Source organism: Caballeronia sp. LjRoot31 (assembly GCF_964253885.1).
Classification (GTDB): Bacteria; Pseudomonadota; Gammaproteobacteria; order Burkholderiales; family Burkholderiaceae; genus Caballeronia.
In genome coordinates this window covers 1252115-1269884 of record NZ_CAXURX020000001.1, presented here as the reverse complement: position 1 = coordinate 1269884, position 17770 = coordinate 1252115, and the positions used below count along the sequence as shown (strand labels likewise).

At 61.3% G+C, this 17770-nt stretch carries 13 protein-coding genes; 8 read left to right on the top strand and 5 right to left on the bottom strand.

The genetic code is table 11. The features are described 5' to 3' along the window. Position 1 precedes the first annotated feature (1 nt). Positions 2-3307, top strand: a complete 3306-nt coding sequence (locus ACSQ8V_RS05500; protein WP_436205115.1) for an efflux RND transporter permease subunit — start codon at positions 2-4, stop codon at positions 3305-3307. A gap of 1161 nt (positions 3308-4468) precedes the next feature. Then, positions 4469-5125 (top strand): SDR family oxidoreductase, encoded by a 657-nt coding sequence (locus ACSQ8V_RS05495; RefSeq protein WP_436205114.1) that lies wholly within the window; start codon positions 4469-4471, stop codon positions 5123-5125. Here the strand turns inward: ACSQ8V_RS05495 and kdpE are convergent. From kdpE to ACSQ8V_RS05470, 5 genes are all read right to left on the bottom strand, one after another. Further along, positions 5101-5799 (bottom strand): two-component system response regulator KdpE, encoded by a 699-nt coding sequence (kdpE, locus tag ACSQ8V_RS05490; protein ID WP_436205113.1) that lies wholly within the window; start codon positions 5797-5799, stop codon positions 5101-5103. The two genes, ACSQ8V_RS05495 and kdpE, sit on opposite strands and share 25 nt — an antisense overlap. Before the next feature lie 16 nt (positions 5800-5815). Further along, a complete protein-coding gene (locus tag ACSQ8V_RS05485; RefSeq protein ID WP_436205112.1) occupies positions 5816-8671 on the bottom strand; it encodes a DUF4118 domain-containing protein in 2856 nt (951 codons plus the stop codon). Positions 8672-9121: 450 nt separating this feature from the next. Next, positions 9122-10096, bottom strand: coding sequence for a quinone oxidoreductase family protein (locus ACSQ8V_RS05480; protein WP_436205111.1), 975 nt, complete (start codon positions 10094-10096; stop codon positions 9122-9124). Positions 10097-10148: 52 nt separating this feature from the next. Beyond that, the gene (locus tag ACSQ8V_RS05475) at positions 10149-10535 is read right to left on the bottom strand and encodes a methylglyoxal synthase (RefSeq protein WP_213763445.1); all 387 of its coding nucleotides are present in this window, start codon (positions 10533-10535) and stop codon (positions 10149-10151) included. A 50-nt stretch (positions 10536-10585) separates the two neighbouring features. Next, positions 10586-11365 carry an SDR family oxidoreductase gene (locus ACSQ8V_RS05470; RefSeq protein ID WP_213763532.1) on the bottom strand — a complete coding sequence of 260 codons (780 nt, stop codon included), beginning with the start codon at positions 11363-11365 and terminating at the stop codon, positions 10586-10588. A 329-nt stretch (positions 11366-11694) separates the two neighbouring features. Here ACSQ8V_RS05470 and upp point away from each other — a divergent pair, with 329 nt between their 5' ends. The 6 genes from upp to rsfS all read left to right on the top strand — a co-directional run bounded on the left by upp (position 11695) and on the right by rsfS (position 17757). Then, positions 11695-12348: a uracil phosphoribosyltransferase gene (gene upp, locus ACSQ8V_RS05465; RefSeq protein ID WP_089160717.1), complete on the top strand. Its 654-nt coding sequence runs from the start codon at positions 11695-11697 to the stop codon at positions 12346-12348. Positions 12349-12784: 436 nt separating this feature from the next. After that, complete coding sequence (locus tag ACSQ8V_RS05460; protein WP_436205110.1) at positions 12785-13513, top strand: YebC/PmpR family DNA-binding transcriptional regulator; 729 nt, start codon at positions 12785-12787, stop codon at positions 13511-13513. A gap of 572 nt (positions 13514-14085) precedes the next feature. Next, positions 14086-15375: a phosphoribosylamine--glycine ligase gene (gene purD / locus ACSQ8V_RS05455; protein WP_213763447.1), complete on the top strand. Its 1290-nt coding sequence runs from the start codon at positions 14086-14088 to the stop codon at positions 15373-15375. A gap of 217 nt (positions 15376-15592) precedes the next feature. Further along, positions 15593-16516 (top strand): oxygen-dependent coproporphyrinogen oxidase, encoded by a 924-nt coding sequence (gene hemF, locus ACSQ8V_RS05450; protein ID WP_436205109.1) that lies wholly within the window; start codon positions 15593-15595, stop codon positions 16514-16516. 57 nt (positions 16517-16573) lie between these two features. Continuing rightward, the gene (locus ACSQ8V_RS05445; RefSeq protein WP_436206598.1) at positions 16574-17299 is read left to right on the top strand and encodes a nicotinate-nucleotide adenylyltransferase; all 726 of its coding nucleotides are present in this window, start codon (positions 16574-16576) and stop codon (positions 17297-17299) included. 17 nt (positions 17300-17316) lie between these two features. After that, positions 17317-17757 carry a ribosome silencing factor gene (rsfS, locus tag ACSQ8V_RS05440; RefSeq protein ID WP_089160712.1) on the top strand — a complete coding sequence of 147 codons (441 nt, stop codon included), beginning with the start codon at positions 17317-17319 and terminating at the stop codon, positions 17755-17757. The last annotated feature ends 13 nt before the right edge of the window (positions 17758-17770 follow it).

The following is a 17770-nucleotide window of genomic DNA, read 5'->3' as shown; positions in this document are numbered from 1 at the left end:
CATGAACCTGTCGCAACCGTTCATCGCGCGCCCGGTCGCTACCACGCTGCTGGCTATTGGCATTGCGCTCGCCGGCCTGTTCGCGTTCACCAAGCTGCCGGTCGCGCCGTTGCCGCAAGTCGATTTCCCGACCATTTCGGTTCAGGCGAGCTTGCCTGGCGCGAGTCCGGAAACCGTCGCGACCAGCGTGGCGAGTCCGCTGGAGCGCCATCTGGGTTCGATCGCCGACGTCACCGAAATGACGTCGCAAAGCTCGGTCGGCGCAGCGCGGATCACGTTGCAGTTTGGTTTGAACCGCGACATCGATGGCGCCGCGCGCGACGTGCAGGCCGCGATCAACGCGTCGCGCGCCGATCTTCCCACTGCGCTGAAAAGCAATCCGACGTACCACAAGGTCAACCCCGCCGACGCGCCGATCCTGATCCTCGCGCTCTCCTCGCCTACGCGGACGGCCGGTTCGCTCTACGATTCGGCCGCGACCGTGCTGCAGCAAACGCTTTCCACCGTGCCCGGTGTGGGCGAAGTGGACGTGAGCGGCTCGGCGAATCCGGCCGTGCGGGTAGAACTGGAACCAAACGCGCTGTTCCACTACGGCATCGGGCTGGAAGATGTCCGTGCGGCGCTGGCGTCGGCGAATGCGAACAGTCCGAAGGGCGCCATCGAGTTCAATGGCACCCACTTCCAGCTCTATACGAATGACCAGGCGAGCAAGGCCGATCAGTATCGCGACCTGGTGGTGGCTTACCGGAACGGCGCGGCGGTGCATCTGCGAGACGTAGGTGAAGTCGTCGATTCGGTCGAGGACCTGCGCAACCTGGGCCTGATCAACGGCAAGCGCGCCGTGCTTGTGATCCTGTACCGGCAGCCGGGCGCGAACATTATCGACACCATCGACCGTGTGAAAGCGATGGTGCCGCAACTCCAGGCAGCGTTGCCGGCTGACATCGAGATCACGCCTACGGCCGATCGCTCGACCACGATCCGAGCGTCGCTGCACGATACGGAATTCACGCTGATTGTCGCGGTGGCGCTGGTCGTGATGGTTGTGTTCCTGTTCCTGCGGAACTGGCGCGCCACACTGATTCCCAGCGTGGCCGTGCCGATCTCGATCATCGGCACGTTCGCGGCCATGTATCTGCTCGGCTTCTCGCTCGATAACCTCTCGCTGATGGCCTTGACCATTGCGACGGGCTTCGTGGTCGACGACGCCATCGTCGTGCTCGAAAATATTTCGAGGCACATAGAGAACGGCGTCCCGCGCATGAAAGCCGCCATTCTTGGCGCGCAGGAAGTGGGTTTCACCGTGCTGTCGATGAGCATTTCGCTGGTCGCCGTGTTTCTTCCTATCCTGTTGATGGGCGGCATTGTCGGGCGGTTGTTCCGCGAATTCGCGTTGACGCTGTCGTTGGCGATTGCCGTTTCGCTGGTCGTCTCGCTGACGGTCACGCCCATGATGTGCGCGCGTTTGCTGCATGAACCGCACGAACAAAAGCCGCCCGGCCGGTTTTCACGCTGGCTTGAACGCCAGTTCGTGCGGATGCAGAACGGATACGCGCGTACGCTTGGCGTGGCGCTCGCGCATCCGAGGATTGTGTTGCTGGTGTTGCTCGCGACCATCGGTTTGAATGTGTATCTGTACATCATCGTGCCGAAGGGATTTTTCCCGCAGCAGGATACGGGGCGAATTATTGGCGGCATTCAGGCCGACCAGAGCACGTCCTTCCAGGCGATGAAAGGCAAGTTTTCCGAGATGATGCGGATCGTGCAAGCCGATCCGGCTGTGGAAAGCGTCGCTGGGTTCACGGGTGGCCGGCAGACCAACTCGGGCTTCATGTTCATCTCGCTGAAGGCCAAGAAGGACCGCAAGGTATCGGCCGAAGAGGTGATCCAGCGGCTGCGCGCGCCACTTTCGGACGTCGCGGGCGTGCGAACCTTTCTGCAAGCGGTGCAGGACATTCGCGCGGGCGGACGGCAATCGAATGCGCAATATCAGTTCACGCTGCTGGCTGATTCCACCACCGACCTTTACACGTGGGGGCCGAAGCTCACCGACGCTCTCCTCACCCGCCCAGAACTCGCCGATGTCAATTCGGACCAGCAGCAAGGCGGCCTGGAATCGTTTGTGACGATCGACCGGGCGACGTCCGCGCGGCTGGGCATCCAGCCGGCGCAGATCGACAATACGCTCTACGACGCGTTTGGCCAGCGCCAGGTGTCCACCATCTACAACGAGTTGAGCCAGTACCACGTGGTGATGGAAGTCGCGCCGAAATACTGGCAAGACCCGGAGATGCTCAAGCAGATTTATGTGAGCACGTCGGGCGGGACCGCGAGCGGAGCGGCATCGACGAACGCGACCACGACGACTTCCACGGCTACTTCTGCGTCCACGAGTTCGAGCAGCGTTTCGTCAACTGACACGACTAGCGCACTGGCATTGGCGTCCATCCGCAATGCCGCGACCAACGCCATTGCCGCGAGCGGGAAGTCCAGTTCATCGGCGGGCGCGGCTGTGTCGACGTCGCAGGAGACCATGATCCCGCTCTCGGCCATTGCCAAGTTCGGGCCGGGCAATACGCCGTTGTCGGTGAATCACCAGAGCCAGTTCGTGGCGTCGACCATCTCGTTCAACCTGCCGCCCGGCAAGTCGCTTTCCGATGCCACCGCCGCCATCTACGACACCATGGCGACCCTTGGCGTGCCCAGCACGATCCACGGCAGTTTCGCGGGCACGGCGCAGCAATTCCAGGATTCCACGAAAGATCAGCCGATCCTGATCCTGGCGGCGCTTGCTGCGGTGTATATCGTGCTTGGGATTCTGTACGAGAGTTACATCCATCCGATTACGATTCTCTCGACGTTGCCGTCGGCGGGGATTGGCGCGTTGCTCGCGCTGCTGCTGTTCAGGACGGAGTTCAGCATCATTGCGTTGATCGGGGTGATCTTGCTGATCGGCATTGTTAAGAAGAACGCGATCATGATGGTCGATTTTGCGATCCAGGCGCAGCGGCATGGGGCAGCAACGTCTCGCGAGGCGATCGAGCAGGCGTGCTTGCTGCGCTTCCGGCCGATCATGATGACAACGGCTGCGGCGTTGCTGGGTGCGTTGCCGTTGGCGTTCGGCAATGGCGAGGGATCGGAGATGCGCGCACCGCTGGGGATCGCGATTGTGGGCGGGTTGATCGTGAGTCAGTTGCTGACGCTCTATACAACACCGGTGGTTTATCTTTATATGGACCGGATCCGGATTTGGTCGGAGGAACGGCGCGCGCGCCGAGCTCCGCCGAGGGGTGCTCAGGTTGAGTGAGGGGCGGCGGTTGGTGCCGGGGTGTAGGTTCCAGGGTTAGCGGTTGGGGTTAGTGCCGGGGGTGCGTTTGGGGTTAGTGGTCAGGGGTCAGTGCTGGGTTGGTCGGTTTTGGGGTTAGCGGTCGGGGTTGGTGCCGGGTTGCTGCTTTCAGTGTTAGTGGTCTGCGAGAGTCGGGGGGGTGTGCCGGATTTTCTCTTTATCACTATTAGCCACTGTGCGTGGCGGCACGTCATTTCTTTGTCCAAAGCGACAAAGAAACGAAGCAAAGAAAACGCTTTTAAACCACGCTACCCTAAGTGTCCACAGCGTGCAGTTTCTATTCATAGGTGCCCCAAAAGCACGGTGCTCGCCAGAGCGACGGATGTTTGAACCCCTCCTTCTCGCGAATCCTGACACGAACACGCTTCGCCCCGTACGTTCTCGGGCAAGCACGAATTGCCGAGGGACCCGCACGGCCTCACGCGCATTCGCTGCCGCGTTTCTTGGTGCGTTGGCCGAGCGTGCGCTGTTTTTTGGTGGGCTATACGGCCGAACGCATACTTACGGCCTCATGTTTGGCGGGCTATTGCGCGGCATGCACGATTCTTTTCGTCAGCTACGGCCTGATGCATCCGCGTGGGCCGTGTCTTGGTGGGGTTAGCGACGTGGTCGTCATGCGTACAAATTTGGAGGGTGGTTACCCGCGGATAGCGCGGGGTGCTCCTTGGGCAGGTTCAATCACTGGTGGCGAAGCGTGTGGGTATCGGTGTTCGGAGAAGGAGGGCTTCACACATCCTCCGCTCTGGCGAGCACCGTGCTTTTGGGGCACCTATGAATAGAAACTGCACGCTGTGGACACTTAGGGTAGCGCGGTTGAAAGCGTTTTCTTTGCTTCGTTTCTTTGTCGCTTTGGACAAAGAAATGACGTGCCGCCACGCACAGTGGCTAACAGTGATAAAGAAAAAATCCGACTCTCGCAGACCACCACGGCCGAAAGCAGCAACCCGGCATTGACCCCGACCACTAACCGCGGAACCAGGCACCCCAGCATCAACCCCGACCGCTCCCCCCCCCAAAAACCCCCAAACCCGTCCACCGGCGCGAGCACTCCCCCCGTGCATGAATTCCAAAAATCGCTTAACGTTTTAGCTCCTGCCCACAAACAGAAGGAGCGAAAAAGCAATGAAAATCCTGCTCATCGGCGCGCACGGCCGGACCGGCCGCCACATTGCCCGGCAACTCCGCGCCGCATCCCTCCCCTTCAAAGTCTTGCTGCGCAAATCCGCACACCGCGGTGAGTTCGCCGCACTTGGCGCCGAAATAGTACTCGGCGATCTGACCCACGATTTCTCCCACGCCTTCGACGACGTCACGCACGTCATCTACGCCGCAGGATCGGCGGAAAGCGAAGGCGTGAACGAGGAACGCGCGATCGATCGCGACGCTGTCCAACGCACCGCCGACTACGCAAAACGCCGCCGGACAAAACAACTCGTGGTCATCAGCGCGATCTCCGCCTACTGGCCGGAATCCAGCCCGTTGCCGCTCAAACATTACTCGAAAATGAAGCGCGAAGCCGACGACTACGTCCAGGCAAGCGGCGTCCCGTACGTGATCTTGCGACCAGGGCCGCTCTCCAATGACATCGGCCGGGGCACAATCGCACTCTCCACGCAACGCAGCGCGGATGCAGCGCCCGTTTCACGCGATGACGTTGCACGCATCACAGTGGCATGCATCAAACGCGATGTGCGCGACGAGGTGATCGGGTTTGTCGGCGGCGACGTTCCAATAGACGATGTGCTCGACGCAGTTCAGACAGCCCCGATCAGCCGATAACCCACGCCGGTCTCAGTAACAATATGCTCCGGCTGCGCGGCATCGCGTTCAAGTTTCTGCCGCAGGTGCGCCATGTAAATGCGCAAGTAGTGGTGGCTTTCCACATGCGACGGCCCCCACACTTCGCGCAGTAACTGGCGATGCGTCAGCACGCGGCCGGCGTGCCGCACCAGCGTGGAAAGCAGCCTGTATTCAATCGGCGTCAGATGCACGGGCGCACCGCCACGCGTGACCTGACGTAGACCAAGATCGATGACTACGTCGCCGAATTTCACCAAAGGCGATTCACTCGACGCGGCCTGGTTGCGTCGCCGCAAATGCGCCCGAATCCGCGCCATCAGTTCCGATACACCAAACGGCTTGGTCAGGTAATCGTCGGCGCCCGCATCCAGCGCCGCGACCTTCTCCTCTTCCTGCGTACGCGCCGATAACACGATCACCGGCAATTCGGTCCAGCTTCGCAGTTCGCGGATCACATCAAGACCGTCGGTATCGGGCAGGCCAAGATCGACAATCACGAGATCAGGCTTGCGCGTGGCCGCGTCCACCAGCCCCTGCTTGCCCGTTTCCGCCTCGTGCACGGTAATGCCCTCAGCTTCGAGCGACGCGCGCACAAAACGGCGAATCTGCTTTTCATCCTCGATCAACACAACAGTGAGGTTAGGTTCGCTCATGGGGCTTAATGTGGCTTTAGGGGGCTTTAGGGTCCGACGGGGAGAAATCGACGAAGTCCTGTTCGGCTTCATCGGAGAAACTGGGCACGGGCGGCGCCGCATCCACGGGCAAGGTGAACCAGAAACGCGCGCCCTGGACCTGGGGGTTCGGAAGACTCGCGTCCAGCCGGTTATTCGCGCCGATTGTACCGCCGTGCGCCTGCACGATCGCGCGGCAAATCGAGAGCCCGAGCCCGATGCCCGGCTTCGCCGACTCCTTCTCGCCACGCGTAAATTTCTCGAACACGCGGTCTTCCATATTCGCGGGCAAACCCGGACCGTTATCGTCAATATAAATACGCACGAACGGCTTGCCATTCACATCCAGGCTATCTGCGCCAATCACGAGCTTCGAGCCCGGCGGCGTATATTTCGCAGCGTTCTCGAGCAGGTTCGAGAAGAGCCGTTCCATCAGCACAGCATCGAGTTGCAGGAACGGCAGATCGGCGGGCAGACGCACCTCGACCGGGTGGCCGGTCAAGACGCGCCGACACGCCCGCAACGCCGCACCGACCGTCTCTTCCAGCAACGACCATTGCCGGTTCAGCCGCAGACCGCCCGCCTGCAAACGCGCCATGTCCAGCAAGTTCGTGACAATGCTGGTCATGCGCAGCGATTCATCGTGGATCGCCGCGATCAATTCGGCATTGGCCGGCGAACGGACATCGCCGCGCGCTTCCGCGAGCATGGATGCAAAACCAACGATGGTCGTGAGCGGCGTGCGCAAATCGTGCGAGATGGCGGACAGCAGCGAATTGCGCAGGCGCTCGGACTCCATGCTCACCAGCGCGTCGCGTGCAATCTCGACGTAATGCACCCGTTCGAGCGCCAGCGCGATCTGCGCGGCGAATGCGTCGAGCATGCGCTTTTGTTCGGGGACATCGAGTTCGCCGGCGTTGCGCGTGACGACCGCGAGCACGCCGCGCGTGCGCATCGGCGCCTTGAGCGGCAGATACAGTGCGGTCGCAGCGGGCAGCGTGTCCGTGCCACGGCCGGCCGGCTTCTGCTGGTCGTAGACCCATTGGCCAACATCAAGGTCAAGCGCGCTTGCATCAAGCAGCAACGCGGCCACTGACGTATCCGATGGATCAAGTTTCTGGCGCACTTTGTCGCTGGAATCGGGCAGGAGCATCGCAACTTTCGCGCGAAATACTTCGCTCACATGCCGCATACCGATACCCACGATCTGCTCGACGCCAAGCGCCGCGCCGAGTTCGCCAGCCATTGCATACATCGCGCCCGTACGGCGCTCACGCTTGGACGCCACGCGCGCCTCGCGTCGCAAGCTCGACGTGAGGTGGCTGATCACCAGCGACGTCAGCAGCATGCCGGCGAAGGTCAGCAGGTATTGAGTATCGGAGACGGACAGCGACATGCGCGGCGGCACGAAGAAGAAGTCGAAGGCCGCGACGCTCAGGAACGACAGCAGGACGCCCGGACCACGGCCAATACGCGCCGCTGCGTAAATCACGCCGATCAGATAAAACATCACGAGGTTCGTGAGATCGAAATGATTCCGGATCTGGCTCGCGAGCAGCGTGATGACCGCGCAGGTCGCGATGGCGTACGCGTAGCCACGCGGCGCCGAGCGCTGCTCGCGCGCGGCACTCAACGCGTCGTGCCAGTCAGGCGCGATCCCCTCTTCCTGTAACAACGATCCGCTTCGGTCATCCGAGCCGTTTGCTTCGCTCTGGTCACTCTCCCGCGGTCGAACCAGCGTGAGATCGAGGTCGCCCGCCTGTTCCGCCAGCCGCTCGCCAAACGACCGTTGTAACCATCGTGCGAAACCGCGATGCTTCGATGCGCCCGCCACCAACTTCGACGCGTTGCGCGCCTGCGCATAGCCGATCATCGTCGCAACTGCATCGTCACCGGCCAGCGTCACCGTCTCGGCGCCCAGTTCGGCGGCGAGCTTGAGCGCGGCGAGCGTGCGTTCGCGACGCGCATCGGAAAGTTTTTGCAGCCGTGGCGTTTCAACATACACCGCGATCCAGTCCGAGCGCAGGCTTGCCGCGAGCCTTGCCGCGGCGCGCACAAGCGTAGGCGCTTCCGGTCCCGGCCCAATGCACACAACCAGCCGGTCGCGCGCCTGCCAGATCCTGTCGATAGAACGATCCGCGCGGTATTCGCGCATCTGGGCATCGACGCGATCCGCCGTGCGCCGCAGCGCCAGTTCACGCAGCGCGATGAGGTTTCCCTTGCGAAAGAAATTGCGGACTGCGTGTTCCGCCTGCTGCGGCATATAGACCTTGCCGTGGCGCAGCCGTTCCAGCAGCTCCTCGGGCGGGAGATCGACCAGCGTGACTTCATCGGCCTGATCCAGCACGCGATCCGGAACCGTCTCGAACACGCGGATCTGCGTGATCTGCCCGACGATGTCGTTCAGGCTTTCCAGATGCTGGACATTGACCGTGGTGTAGACGTCAATACCCGCGTCCAGCAATTCATGCACGTCTTGCCAGCGTTTCAGGTGACGTGCGCCAGGAACATTCGAATGAGCGAGTTCATCGACAAGTACAAGCTGCGGGTGGCGCTGAAGCGCGGCGTCGAGATCAAACTCCTGGAGCGCATGGCCGCGATACAGCATGTTCGCCAACGGCAATTGTTCGATGTCTTCCAGTAACGCGGCCGTTTCGCTTCTGCCATGCGTTTCCACTATGCCGGCGACTACGTCGTCGCCCTGCTGCTTCCTGCCCCGCGCTGCAAGCAGCATGGCGTAGGTCTTGCCCACTCCCGCCGATGCGCCGAAAAATATCTTCAGCCGTCCGCGACGACGCTTCTCTTCTTCTCTTTGCAGCTTTCCGAGCAGCTCGTCTGGGTTTGGGCGGTTCATTTTTTAGCTTTGCGGAGCAATCGCATCCGAGGCGAGGTTCGGTTTCTTTGGTTCAACATCAACATACTCACACGTGGCTTTCGCAGTATCACGAACCGATACGTTTCGCGTCTCCTTTTTGCGTCTCCGGCGTCGGGTCCGATATTGGGTTTGCTGCCGGGTATTTTCCCCAAGTATTGAACGATGGCCCGAACATTAAGCGCGCCGACGTAAAAGGCGGATCAAAGATCGGGATATGGACGTAAAAATTGTGTAAATGGGGCTGCGGAAGACCTTCGCAGCGAGGCTTTGTTGCGGTGGTCTTGCAGCGGGCATTTGAGTAACGTGGATCGCAAGACGGTCCCGTCCGATGCGTTACCAGCTAAACACGCTTATTCGCATTTATCGCTGCGGCCGCAACGGACCGCGCGACGTGAAAGAACGCCGCATCCGCCCCTCTTCATACTCTTATCAAGGCAGGAAAATTGTCGACCCTGTTGTTCGACGCGCCTCCAGATCTTCGTGCGCCTTTGCCGCTTCGGCCAGCGGATACCGCTGCCGTACGCTCGTCTTGACCTGGCCTGTACTCAACACATTGAACAGTTCACCCGTCATCTCTTCGAGATCGCTGCGTTTGGCGACATAGCTGAACAACGTGGGCCGCGTGAAATACAGCGAACCACGCCCGGCGAACTCGGATGAATCGATGGGTGGCAACGGCCCCGATGTATTGCCGAAACTCACGAACAAACCCAACGGTGCGAGGCAGTCGAGCGATGCCGTGTAGGTGTCCTTGCCGATCGAATCGTAGACCACCGGCACGCCTGCGCCGTTCGTGATCTCGCGCACCCGCTTTGTGAAGTCCTCGCGGGTATAGACGATCGGATAATCACATCCGTGCGCCTTCGCAAGTTCGGCCTTCTCGTCCGAGCCAACCGTACCGATCACCGTCGCGCCGAGCGCCTTGGCCCACTGGCACGCGAGCATGCCTACGCCGCCCGCCGCCGCGTGGATCAGGATGGTATCGCCGGCTTTCACGCGATACGTCCGTCGCAGCAGATATTGCGCGGTCAGGCCCTGCAACATTACCGACGCCGCATCCTCGTACGCGATTGCATCGGGCAGGCGCACGACATACTGCGCCGACATGACCCGTTCCTGCGCATAAGCGCCCGGCGGCCGCGACGCGTAAGCCACCCGGTCGCCCACCTTGAAACCTGTCACGCCTTCGCCGAGCGCAGTGACCTCACCTGCCGCTTCCATGCCAAGTCCGCCGGGCAGCGGCATGGGATATAGCCCGGTACGAAAGTACACGTCGATGAAATTCAAACCGACCGCATGATGTTTCACGCGAATCTCGCCCTTACCCGGCTCGCCCACTTCGACGTCGACCCATTTCATCACTTCCGGGCCACCGGTTTTATCGAATCGAATTGCCTTTGTCACCCTTGTCTCCTTTTGCCGGCGCCAGCCGGCCACTAGTCACTATTCAGCCGGCCTAAACCCGGTTCAGGCGTAGCTTCAGATCATCGAGAATCATGCGCGCTGTCGCGAGATTCGTCGCGCACGCCACGTTGTGGACGTCGCACGCGCGCACCAGCGCATTGATGTCCGGCTCGTGCGGTTGCGGCGTCATGGGGTCGCGCAGGAAAACCACCACGTCGACCCGTCCCTCTGCCAGTTCAGCGCCAATCTGCAGATCGCCGCCAAACGGTCCGGAGAGCTTGCGCTCGACCTCCAGACCATGGGCCGCCGCAATCCGCGCACCGGTCGTGCCGGTCGCCACCAACCGGCACTGCGCCAGCGTGGCCGCGAATTCGCCGGCCAGCGCCACGATGTCATCTTTCTTCATGTCGTGCGCGATCAGCGCGACGCGTGGGTTCATCGAATGCCTCCGGGTTGTGATGGATTGTGATGTTTTATAGGATTCGACAATCAATACGTGCCCGGATAAGCCCCGCCGTCGATCAGCAGGTTTTGCCCCGTGATATAGCCGGCGTGGACGCTGCACAAATACGCGCACGCTCGGCCGAACTCCTCCGGCGTACCGAAGCGGCCCGCCGGCAGCCGGCTCATGCGGCGTTTCTTGGCCTCTTCAAACGAAATGTTGTTCGCCTTCGCGTCCGCCTCGAACGTGGTGATGAGCCGGTCGGTATCGAAAGAGCCCGGCAGCAGGTTGTTGATGGTGACACCGGTCGCCGCGACCTTGCGCGACAAACCCGCGACAAAACCCGTCAACCCTGAACGCGCACCGTTCGACAGACCCAGCACGTCGATAGGCGCCTTCACCGACGAACTCGTGATATTCACAATACGTCCAAAGCCACGCTCGATCATGCCGTCCAGAGTCTGTTTGATGAGTTCGATCGGCGTCAGCATGTTCGAATCAAGCGCCTTGATCCAGTCGTCGCGCGAAAATTGCCGGAAATCCCCCGGCGGCGGCCCACCGGCGTTGTTCACGAGAATGTCCGGCGCAGGACACGCGGCCAGCGCCGCGGCGTGGCCTTCGGCCGTGGTGATGTCACACGCCACCGCCGTCACATTCACGCCAAAGCTTGCACGAAGATGCTCGGCCGTGGCCTCAAGCGGTCCCGCCGTGCGCGCAACGATCACGAGGTTGACGCCCTCGGCCGCCAGCGCCTCGGCACAACCGCGCCCCAAACCCTTGCTGGCCGCGCACACGAGCGCCGTGCGCCCCTTGATTCCCATGTCCATTGCTGTCCCTTTCTAGTTGTCCGCGTTGAAACCGGGGGAAACGATTTCGATTAAAAGCGGGGTAATGAAGTCTTGAGCCGAATCCTGGTCCGCCATCCGTTCGTGGGGACCGCGTGATGCAATTCTAGAAGAATGAGGGATCGGCCGTCGGACGCGCAATAAGCCGGATGGCCTATCACCCCCAATCTCCACTTTGGGCGCGCCTAATTTGGGTAAACTGGCGTCATTACTTGAGCCCAGCCATGCAAAACCGAAGCGGCTTCAGGACCGAACGAATCACCCGATTCACCCGAATCCACACTTAATGCCGCGGCAACCGCGCGAATTCCATGAAACAGGACAGCCGCTTTCCCAATCTCTTCATCCTCAGCCACCCGCTGATTCAGCACAAGCTGACGCACATGCGGGACAAGGACACGTCCACGCGAACGTTTCGCGAGTTGCTGCGCGAGATCACGTTGCTGATGGGTTATGAAATCACGCGCAACCTGCCGCTGACCACGAAGCGCGTTGAAACCCCGCTGGTCACCGTAGACTCGCCCGTGATCGCCGGCAAGAAGCTGGCTATCGTGCCGGTGCTGCGAGCCGGTATCGGCATGTCGGACGGGCTGCTGGACCTGATTCCATCGGCGCGGGTCGGCCATATCGGCGTGTATCGCGCGGAGGATCACCGGCCGGTCGAATATCTCGTGCGCCTGCCACCGGACCTGGAAGAGCGCGTGTTCATCCTGTGCGACCCAATGCTCGCAACCGGCTATTCGGCGGTCCATGCCGTGGACGTAATGAAACGGCGCAAGGTGCTCGGTGAAAACATCATCTTCGTGGCGCTAGTTGCGGCGCCCGAAGGCGTGAAGGTTTTCTCGGACGCCCATCCGGACGTGAAGCTGTACGTGGCTTCGCTCGACTCGCATTTGAACGAGCACGCGTATATCGTGCCGGGCCTGGGCGACGCAGGCGACCGGCTGTTTGGTACGAAGAACTAGCACAGAACCAAGCGCCAGCACGGGAACATGAAAGGACGTGCGCGCCGCTGGAGCAAGGCCAACGCCTGCCGAAGCAGCGCGCCATGATAAAATTCGGGTCCGCCAAATAAGCGGTTCGCGCATTGGGTTGGCTGGCGGGATTAGCAGGCAGGATTGGCTGACCGGATTAGCTAACATCAGTCGGCCGGCAGCGGGTTATGGGCGGATGTGTTGGTTCGAGTTCGCGGAATCGTGAATTTGCAGATTGTCGGCAACCGGCCCGGCCTCGTAGAACCGCCAACCAAGGCATGCGCCCTGCCGCGCCTTCCGATTTGAGCCCTGCAACCGTACGGCGCGAACATAAAAATGCCGGCTGGCGAAAAGCGCCTTTTCGGGATAGGGCGGCATCATTGACACACAGGCGTGCGAGAGAAGCTCGCGCGCGATGGAGAAAGGTATGGCGGGTCATTCAAAATGGGCCAACATCAAGCATAAGAAAGCGGCGACCGATGCCAAGCGTGGCAAGGTCTGGACGCGTCTTATCAAGGAAATTCAGGTCGCCGCACGCATGGGCGGCGGAGAAATGGATACAAACCCGCGCCTGCGGCTCTCCGTCGAAAAGGCCTACGACGCCAACATGCCCAAGGACAACATCAACCGCGCTATCCAGCGCGGTGTGGGTGGTGTCGACGGTGCGACGTATGAAGAAATTCGCTACGAAGGCTACGGTATCGGCGGTGCGGCGATCATCGTGGACACCATGACGGACAACCGTACCCGGACCGTTGCGGAAGTCCGCCACGCGTTCTCGAAGTTCGGCGGCAACATGGGCACGGACGGCTCGGTGGCGTTCATGTTCGATCACGTCGGCCAGTTCCTGTTCGCTCCCGGCACGTCCGAAGACAAGCTGATGGAAGCGGCGCTCGAGGCAGGTGCGGACGACGTGGTGACGAATGACGACGGCAGCATTGAAGTAGTTTGCCCCGCCAACGACTTCCAGAAGGTGAAAGATTCACTGGAAGCCGCGGGGTTCAAGGCGGAAGTGGCGGAAATCATCATGAAGCCGCAGACGGAAGTCGAGTTCACCGGCGAGGACGCGGCGAAAATGCAGAAATTGCTCGACGCGCTGGAAAATCTGGACGACGTGCAAGAGGTGTACACCAACGCGGCCATCGACCAGGAATGATTGCCGGGTAAATGAGCCGGTCGGCCACAAAGGCGCCGCGACGGTTTGTCTGAACACCCGTGCGGCGCGGATGTGCCCGGTGTGGGACGTCCGAAGCCACTGTCCGTTTCTGGCTCGATTGGTGCATGTGGCGGTGGGTTCAGTCGTTTGTTTGAACAGCGGAGCCCGGACGCGTGCGCGCCGAATACGGTGGCCATGGGTAAATAAACCCGCCGGTTGGCGCGTTATGTGAAAGGCAAGCCGGCAGACCACGCCGGGCATGTTTCCAGCATTCCGGGCCTGAAATACAGGCTGGATATAGTCGTTGAGGTGGGCCGAACCGGGCCGGAAGCCGCGTTTGACAGCCGGGAAGCCGAGTGACGCAGCCGCGTGATGGCGCGAACCACTTCCCGCGTCAATGCACCCGCCGAGGATTCGGCAGACGACCGGCCAAGATCCGGCGCATGACAAAGCAGATATCCGCGGATCAGGCGCGGTGGACCAATTTAAATCGGCTCGAATTGATAAAAATCGATTCGACCCAGGTCCACCCTCCTGCCGCCATGAATTTCTTAAGATCTTCGAGGATTTAAATGAAGTTACTCGTCGTCGGTTCCGGCGGTCGCGAACACGCGCTCGCGTGGAAGCTCGCGCAGTCGCCGCGCGTGCAAATGGTTTATGTCGCGCCGGGTAACGGCGGCACGGCTCAGGACGAGCGTCTGCTCAATGTCGACATTACCGATCCCGCCGCACTCGCTGATTTCGTGGAGAAAGAGCAGATTGCGCTGACCGTGGTCGGCCCCGAAGGTCCGCTCGCGGCGGGTATCGTCAACCTGTTCCGCTCACGTGGCCTGAAAATTTTCGGCCCGACCAGGGAAGCCGCGCAACTCGAAAGCTCGAAGGACTTCGCGAAAGCGTTCATGAAGCGCCACGCTATTCCGACGGCCGAATACGAAACGTTCACGGACATAGCCGCTGCCCACGCGTATCTGGACACGAAGGGCGCGCCCATCGTCATCAAGGCCGACGGACTCGCGGCCGGCAAAGGCGTGGTCGTGGCAACGACGCTTGAAGAAGCGCACGCGGCCGTCGATTCCATGCTCGCCGACAACAAACTGGGCGACGCGGGTGCGCGCGTGGTGATCGAAGAATTCCTGGACGGCGAGGAAGCGAGCTTTATCGTGATGGTGGACGGTAAGCATGTGCTGGCACTGGCCTCGAGCCAGGACCACAAGCGCTTGCTCGACGGCGACAAGGGTCCGAACACTGGCGGCATGGGCGCCTATTCGCCCGCGCCCATCGTCACGCCGCAACTGCACGCCCGCGTCATGCGCGAAATCATCCTGCCGACCGTGCGTGGCATGGAGCAGGAAGGCATCCGCTACACCGGTTTCCTGTACGCGGGCCTGATGATCGACGCGCACGGCAATCCGAAAACGCTCGAATTCAATTGCCGGATGGGTGACCCGGAAACGCAACCGATCATGGCGCGCCTCAAGGGCGATTTCTCGAAGGTAGTGGAACTGGCGATCGCCGGGACGCTGGCGACGGCGGAGATCGAATGGGACCGGCGCACAGCGCTTGGCGTCGTGCTGGCCGCGCACAACTACCCGGACACGCCGCGCAAGGGTGACCGGATCAATGGCATTCCTCCGGAGACGCCGGAAGCCGTGACTTTCCACGCAGGCACTACGCTGGAAAACGGCAAGCTCAGTACATCGGGCGGACGCGTGTTGTGCGTCGTGGGTTTGTCCGACTCGGTACGTGGCGCGCAGTCCGTCGTCTACGATACGATCAATCAAATCGCGTTCGACGGCATGCAGTATCGGCGGGACATTGGTTATCGCGCACTGAATCGTAAAGCGGCAGACCGCCAGAGCTGAAGCGGAACCGGTGTTAAGGTAGCCGGAAGCAAGGTGAGCGGAAACAGTCATTAGAAACCGTCGCCGGAAACGCAGCACATTGAGCAACGCACTGCCGGACCTTCGCGTCCGGCAGTGCGTTTTTAGAAGGAACGCGCACAGGACGAGGCAACTTTGGGCCAATCCAAGGTTCGCCCCACTCCGGGCTCTTTCCCCGCAAGCCGTAAAACAGTCCACGATGACCGCTCCAACCTACGACGTACAAGCTGTCCGCACTTATCTGACCGGTTTGCAAGAGCAGATCGCGCAGACGCTTGGCGCGTTCGACGGCAATGAATTTTCCATCGATTCCTGGCAGCGTGGCCCGGAAGAACAATTGCGCGGAGGCGGCAGCACACGGATTCTCGAAGGCGGCCAGTTTTTCGAACGCGGCGGCATCGGCTTCTCCGATGTAGCCGGTGACGCTTTGCCGCCCTCGGCGAGCGCCGCGCGTCCGCAACTTGCCGGGCGCGGTTTTGAGGCCATGGGCGTGTCGCTTGTCATGCATCCGCGCAATCCGCACTGCCCTACCGTGCACATGAACGTGCGCCTGCTGATGGCGACGAAAGCGGGTGAGCCCCCGCTGTTCTGGTTCGGCGGCGGCATGGACCTCACGCCTTATTACGGCTACGAGGAAGACGCCCGACATTTTCACGGCGTGTGCCGGGACGCCTTGGCGCCCTTCGGCACAGATCTGTACCCGCGTTTCAAGAAATGGTGCGACGAGTATTTTTATCTCAAGCATCGCAATGAAGCGCGTGGGGTCGGCGGGATTTTCTTCGACGACGTCTCGGAACCCGGTTTCGAAGAATCGTTCGCCATGATGCGCAGTGTCGGCGACAGCTTCCTGGCCGCGTATCTGCCGATCATCGAACGCCGGCGCGACACGCCTTACGGCGAAGCGCAGCGGGAATTCCAGACCTACCGGCGTGGCCGTTACGTGGAATTCAACCTCGTCTTCGACCGCGGCACGTTGTTCGGGCTGCAAAGCGGCGGCCGGACAGAATCCATCCTGATGTCGATGCCGCCGGCCGTCACGTGGCGCTACGACTGGAAGCCGGAGCCGGGCACGCCCGAAGCGCGGCTTTACTCCGATTTCCTGGTGCCACGAGAGTGGCTATAAAAGAACTGCGAAAGAAGCCGCAAGAAGGCTGCAGACTATGAGACCTGATCGCTGCACCTGTTGCAATCTGTCCCCGAAGAGGATCGTCCACTGAAATCGAACCTCCCTTGCGCTCGACGCGTCGGTTTACTGGGCGGCACATTCGACCCGATTCACGACGCTCATCTGGCCCTTGCGCGCCGTTTCGCCGAGTTGCTCGACCTGACGGAACTCGTGCTGTTGCCGGCCGGCCAGCCGTGGCAGAAAAAGGATGTCACCGCGGCGCATCACCGGCTTGCCATGACCCGCGCGGCGGCGGATTCGCTGCATGCGGAAGGGTTGCAAGTCATCGTCGCCACCGATGAAATCGATCACGAAGGCCCGACCTATACCGTGGAGACGCTGGCTCGCTGGCGCGCGCGAGAAGGTGCGGACGCGTCGCTGTCACTTTTGATCGGTGCCGACCAGCTCGTGCACCTGGATTCATGGCGCGACTGGAAACGCCTGTTCGAGTTTGCGCACGTGTGCGTGGAAACCCGTGCCGGATTTAATGTCTCAACGGTTTCTCCCGCCGTAGCCGCGGAGATTACCGCGCGCAGCGCCCCGGCTGAGGTGCTGCAAGCCACGCCGCACGGCCATCTGCTGATTGATTCCGCGCTGGAGCTGGAAGTGTCGGCAACGGAAATCCGCGAGCAGTTGGGAGAACGCCTGCGGGCGCACGCGGCGGGTGAGAAAGGCGCCGAGAGTCATGTACCGTCCGCCGTATGGGACTATATTGTTCAACACCACTTGTATCATCGGTAAAAACCATCGGTAAAAATATGGAAATCACAAAGCTTCAACGCGCGATCATCGACGGTCTCGAAGACGTCAAGGCGCAGGACATCAAGGTGTTCAACACCACCCACCTGACCGCCCTCTTCGACCGTGTCATCGTCGCGAGCGGCACGTCGAATCGTCAGACCAAGGCGCTCGCCAACAGCGTGCGCGACAAGGTCAAGGGGCTGGGCGGCGACGTCATCAGCACCGAAGGCGAGGAAGTCGGCGAGTGGGTGCTGGTCGATTGCGGCGACGCCGTCGTCCATATCCTGCAACCGGCGCTGCGCCAGTACTACAACCTCGAAGAGGTCTGGGGCGACAAACCCGTGCGGGTGAAACTGCAAAGCTCGGGTGGCTTCAGCGGCGCCCAGGTGAGCGTGTCGGACGACGAAGAAGACGACGAGCCGGCGGCCAAGCCAGCTCGCAAGACCACGCGCCGCTGACGTTCGCCGCACC

Excerpts from the sequence above, each read along its gene's own strand:
- ACSQ8V_RS05470 (WP_213763532.1), bottom strand. The coding sequence starts at position 11,365 with ATGGACATGGGAATCAAGGGGCGCACGGCGCTCGTGTGCGCGGCCAGC.
- rsfS (WP_089160712.1), top strand. The coding sequence starts at position 17,317 with ATGGAAATCACAAAGCTTCAACGCGCGATCATCGACGGTCTCGAAGAC.
- kdpE (WP_436205113.1), bottom strand. The coding sequence starts at position 5,799 with ATGAGCGAACCTAACCTCACTGTTGTGTTGATCGAGGATGAAAAGCAG.
- ACSQ8V_RS05495 (WP_436205114.1), top strand. The coding sequence starts at position 4,469 with ATGAAAATCCTGCTCATCGGCGCGCACGGCCGGACCGGCCGCCACATT.
- ACSQ8V_RS05460 (WP_436205110.1), top strand. The coding sequence starts at position 12,785 with ATGGCGGGTCATTCAAAATGGGCCAACATCAAGCATAAGAAAGCGGCG.
- upp (WP_089160717.1), top strand. The coding sequence starts at position 11,695 with ATGAAACAGGACAGCCGCTTTCCCAATCTCTTCATCCTCAGCCACCCG.
- hemF (WP_436205109.1), top strand. The coding sequence starts at position 15,593 with ATGACCGCTCCAACCTACGACGTACAAGCTGTCCGCACTTATCTGACC.
- ACSQ8V_RS05475 (WP_213763445.1), bottom strand. The coding sequence starts at position 10,535 with ATGAACCCACGCGTCGCGCTGATCGCGCACGACATGAAGAAAGATGAC.
- ACSQ8V_RS05500 (WP_436205115.1), top strand. The coding sequence starts at position 2 with ATGAACCTGTCGCAACCGTTCATCGCGCGCCCGGTCGCTACCACGCTG.
- ACSQ8V_RS05485 (WP_436205112.1), bottom strand. The coding sequence starts at position 8,671 with ATGAACCGCCCAAACCCAGACGAGCTGCTCGGAAAGCTGCAAAGAGAA.
- purD (WP_213763447.1), top strand. The coding sequence starts at position 14,086 with ATGAAGTTACTCGTCGTCGGTTCCGGCGGTCGCGAACACGCGCTCGCG.